1 protein-coding gene is annotated in these 405 nt (G+C 66.7%); it reads right to left on the bottom strand.

The window, feature by feature from the left end; translation table 11 throughout:
• The coding region (locus tag K6M89_RS30650) for a hypothetical protein (protein ID WP_222141868.1) at nt 1–383 on the bottom strand (383 nt) is incomplete at its 3' end.
• Nucleotides 384–405 lie beyond the last annotated feature (22 nt).

Raw genomic sequence — 405 nt, 5'->3', positions numbered from 1 at the left:
TGGTTACGCCGCAGCTCGCGGCCGACTGCCTTGTTGAGATTCTCCAGCGCGCCGTAAACGCCATCGCTGATCGAATGATGCAGCCCGCGCAGCGCCTGCGCCGGGGCCTTCGCGCCGGGGATCGCCTCCAGCACCGCGAGCGGGATTTCGGCAATGCCCTTGTGTACTTCACGCACCACCGCGGTGCCAGTGGCAATGGCCTGCTCGGCGCGTTGTTGGCCGTCGCGCAGTTTTTCCAATGCGGCAAGCCGTTCGGCCTGATCCTGCCCCGCCACCTCGGCGCGATGCAGGTCGGCTTCCACCGCTTTAAGCGTCCGTACCGCCCTGCGGCCATGCCAAACAGCCAACGCCACCAGCGCGGCGACCAGCGCCAGACCGGCCACAAGCCACTCAATGGACATAGAC

The sequence above is a fragment of the Rhizobium croatiense genome (assembly GCF_019793465.1).
Classification (GTDB): domain Bacteria; phylum Pseudomonadota; class Alphaproteobacteria; order Rhizobiales; family Rhizobiaceae; genus Rhizobium; species Rhizobium croatiense.
The sequence above is the reverse complement of the archived record's forward strand: the minus strand, read 5'-3'. Positions and strand labels throughout refer to the sequence as shown.